This is a genomic window from Pseudomonas sp. GW821-FHT01C01 (assembly GCF_059422645.1).
On sequence record NZ_JBWKXF010000079.1, the window covers coordinates 1 to 3,263 of the forward strand.

The 3,263-nt window shown below is 61.0% G+C and carries 4 protein-coding genes; 1 reads left to right on the forward strand and 3 read right to left on the reverse strand.

All coding sequences use genetic code 11. The annotated features are described in order from the left end of the window. Positions 1-140: 140 nt before the first annotated feature. Positions 141-1,058, reverse strand: a complete 918-nt coding sequence (locus AC07XF_RS27505; RefSeq protein ID WP_495029014.1) for a LysR family transcriptional regulator — start codon at positions 1,056-1,058, stop codon at positions 141-143. Between the two features lie 158 nt (positions 1,059-1,216). Between AC07XF_RS27505 and AC07XF_RS27510 the strand changes: the two genes are divergently transcribed. Further along, positions 1,217-1,678 (forward strand): helix-turn-helix domain-containing protein, encoded by a 462-nt coding sequence (locus AC07XF_RS27510; protein ID WP_495029015.1) that lies wholly within the window; start codon positions 1,217-1,219, stop codon positions 1,676-1,678. Positions 1,679-1,724: 46 nt separating this feature from the next. On the opposite strand, the gene AC07XF_RS27515 is transcribed toward AC07XF_RS27510, so the two are convergent. Together AC07XF_RS27515 and AC07XF_RS27520 are read right to left on the reverse strand one after the other, a co-directional pair. Next, the gene (locus tag AC07XF_RS27515; protein ID WP_495029016.1) at positions 1,725-2,549 is read right to left on the reverse strand and encodes an alpha/beta fold hydrolase; all 825 of its coding nucleotides are present in this window, start codon (positions 2,547-2,549) and stop codon (positions 1,725-1,727) included. Between the two features lie 34 nt (positions 2,550-2,583). After that, positions 2,584-3,159, reverse strand: a complete 576-nt coding sequence (locus tag AC07XF_RS27520) for a flavodoxin family protein (RefSeq protein WP_495029017.1) — start codon at positions 3,157-3,159, stop codon at positions 2,584-2,586. Positions 3,160-3,263 lie beyond the last annotated feature (104 nt).

Genomic DNA, 3,263 nt, shown 5'->3' on the forward strand with positions numbered 1-3,263 from the left:
ACCTTTTGGTTACTTTTGGGGCGTTTGCCAAAAGTGACCCGCTGTAAGAGCGGAACCATAAGCCGCCGTTACCGCAGCAACGGATATGTACACAACACAACAAGAACCTGGTCGGCCCAAAGGCCGCCAAGGTCAAAAGCCTAACGAACATCCAAAGCCACAGACATGAACTGACTGATCCGCGAGCGCAACCAGCGCTCCGCCGGATCATTGTCATGCACCCCGCTCCAGGCCATCGACAACTGCGCCGCCTCAATCTCGAACGGCGGATCCTCGGCCCGCAACCCACACCCCTCCACCAACGCACACGCCGCATAATCCGGCACGGTAGCGATCATCTCGGTCCCGGCAAGCAACGCCCGCAACCCACTGAACTGCGGCACCCCCAGCACGACACGACGACTACGCCCGACCTTCGCCAGATCCAAATCGATATTGCCACTCAAGTCCCCCGAAAACGACACCATCGCATGGGGCCGTTCACAGTACTCATCCAGGGTCAACATCCCCGGCCGGGTGTCACCACGCAACACTTTGCAGGGAATATCGCGCAGCTTCTTGCGCTTGGCATTGGCCGGCAAATCCGTGGTGTAACTCACGCCCACCGAAATTTCCCCCGACGCCAGCAACGCCGGCATCAACAGGTAATTGGCCCGCCGCACAACCACGACGATCCCCGGTGCTTCCTCTTGCAACTGACGCAACAACGGCGGAAACAAACCAAACTCGGCATCGTCCGACAGCCCGATGCGGAACACATCGCAACTGGTTGCCGGATCGAATTCCCTGGCCCGGCTGACCGCGCCAGAAATGGTGTCCATCGCCGGCTGCAGCTCCTTGAGAATCGCCAGCGCCCGCGCCGTCGGTTCCATGCCGCGACCATTGCGCAGCAGCAACGGGTCGTCGAACAGATCGCGCAAACGCCCCAGCGCAGCGCTCACCGCCGGCTGCCCCATGAACAGTTTCTCGGCGACGCGGGTCAGGTTCTTTTCGAACATCAGGGCTTCGAAGATCACCAGCAGGTTCATGTCGACGCGACGCAGATCGTTACGGTTCATAGGCACGGTTCCCTTGTGTGTTCGGCCAGGCGCGAGGATGAGGATTGTGTCTGACTTTACCCAATACTTCCCGAGATGAACGAGGAATTAACAACGATTAACTCGCAAGCCAGAGCCTTCGGGTCCAAAAATGAAGCCTACCGACACGGACAATCACCATGGCTCACGTTCAGCAAAATGCCGCCCCCGCGCCATTCACGCCTGTGCCAAAGAAAAGCACCGGTGGCCTCAGCCCGCAGCGCGAACGGCTGGTTAAACAGCTAATCCTCGAACGCCTCGGCGACAGCCTGGAAGTCACCGAACTGGCACAGGCCTGCGCCCTCTCGCGCAGTCATTTTTCCCGCGCGTTCAAGTGCAGCACCGGCCTTTCGCCGCAAGAATGGATCCGCCAGCAGCGCGTTGCCCTGGCCAAACAATTGATCCAGTACACCAACATGAGCCTTACACAAATCAGTCTCGAATGCGGCTTCTGCGATCAGGCGCACTTCTGCCACATTTTCACCCGCAGCGAAGGCATCAATCCGTTTGCCTGGCGCTGTCAGTTTGTCCGCGGTACCGCCCTCAACGGCAAAAGATCGCAACCTTCGCCAGCGCCCACGGGTATGCACGCGACCGTGTAGGAACTGTCGAAGGCTACGATCTTTTGATCCTGCTTTTACAACGACATCAACCCTTGAGGAACGCCAACAGATCCGCGTTGAGCTGATCCTTGTGGGTGTCCGTCAAACCGTGAGGGGCGCCCGGGTAAATCTTCAGCGTCGAGCCCTTCACCAGTCTGGCGGAGGAGACGCCCGCCGCTTCGTACGGCACGACCTGATCCGCGTCGCCATGCACCACCAGGGTCGGCACGTCGAACTTTTTCAGATCTTCGGTGAAGTCGGTTTCCGAGAACGCCTTGATGCAGTCATAGGCGTTCTTGTGGCCGGCCATCATGCCTTGCATCCAGAACCAGTCGATCATGCCCTGGGACGGTTTCGCCTCCGGCTTGTTGAAGCCGAAAAACGGGCCGCTGGCGAGGTCGATGTACAGCTGCGAACGGTCGGCCAGCGAGGCCTGGCGGATGCCGTCGAACACTTCCAGCGACAGGCCGCCGGGGTTGGCTTCGGTCTTGAGCATCAGCGGCGGCACCGCGGAAATCAGCCCGGCCTTGGCCACGCGACCGGTGCCATGGCGACCGATGTAGCGCGCCACCTCGCCACCGCCGGTAGAGAAGCCGAACAGCACGGCGTTTTGCAGATCGAGCAGCTCGATCAATTGCGCCAGATCGTCGGCGTAATGATCCATGTCATTACCCGACCAGGGCTGGCTGGAACGCCCATGGCCCCGACGGTCGTGGGCGATGACCCGGTAGCCCTTGGAGGCCAGGAAGATCATCTGCGATTCCCAGCTGTCGGCGTTCAGCGGCCAGCCATGGCTGAAGACAATCGGCTGGCCGGTGCCCCAGTCCTTGTAGTAAATCTCGACGCCATCGCGGGTAGTAAAGGTACTCATGGGTGATGCCTCCTTAACGAGTGTGAGGGGTGAATCAAACCGGAAGTTGGTTCATGCGATCTGCCAGGCGCGCCACCCGCTCGCCCAGGTGCGCGGCGGTGCAGCGATCTTCGGGCGGCGGGGCATCGTCGGGGGATTGCTCGACATTCGACTGGGCCATGGCGCCAAGTGAGCTGCCCAATCGATTCAGTTGTCCGTTGAACGCGCCAGTGCTGGAACGCGCCGGCAGCAGGTCAAGGCCGACCCAGATCATCGAATGCTGGGCGGCGAACACCGCCATCTGCAGCAAGGTGTTGAGTTTGTCGCCGCACAGGCAGCCGGAATTGGTGAAGCCGGCCGCGAGCTTGTCGCGCCAGGGCTGGGCCAGGTAGAACGCCGCCGTGGCCTCCATGAACGCCTTGAAGGCCGCTGAGGCACTGCCCATGTAGGTCGGCGCGCCAAAGATGATGGCGTCGGCGTTGTGCAGCCGCTCCCAGTGCTCCTCCACCTCCTCGACCGGGATCAACTGGCAGGTGCTGCCCAGGTGCCGTTCCACGCCCGCGGCCACGGCTTCGGCCATGACCCGGGTGTGCCCGTAGCCACTGTGATAGACCACCACCACGTTGCTCATTGCTCTGTCCTTGCGATGGGTTGAATCCCCTTGTAGGAGCGAGCTTGCTCGCGATGGAGTATCAGTCGACACCCATGTGGCTGACACACCATCGCGAGCAAGCT